Raw genomic sequence first — 249 nt, forward strand, 5'->3', positions numbered from 1 at the left:
TTTCGTCGCCTGCGGAGGAGAACAGTTTCCAGATCCCCACCGCAAAACCCACCAGATTGATCACCAACAGCACCACATAAGGCCGTGCAATGGTCCAGTCGAAATAGGCTTTCTCGATCACGCCCCCTTGGCCGTCACGTTGAACTTGCCCAACTTGGGGTTGATGAAGGCAACGATCACCGGGCGCATGATGTACCAGGCCAGCACTGACTCGTACACCTCGTTCCAGAACGAGTGGCGAAAGCGCCC

The 249-nt window shown here is 56.6% G+C and carries 1 pseudogene; it reads right to left on the minus strand.

The annotated features are described in order from the left end of the window. Positions 1–249, minus strand: a pseudogene (locus IB243_RS27015) (UDP-forming cellulose synthase catalytic subunit); the annotation flags it as partial.

Origin of the sequence: Acidovorax sp. ACV01, from assembly GCF_014851495.1 — a bacterium.
Taxonomy (GTDB): Bacteria; Pseudomonadota; Gammaproteobacteria; order Burkholderiales; family Burkholderiaceae_C; genus Acidovorax; species Acidovorax radicis.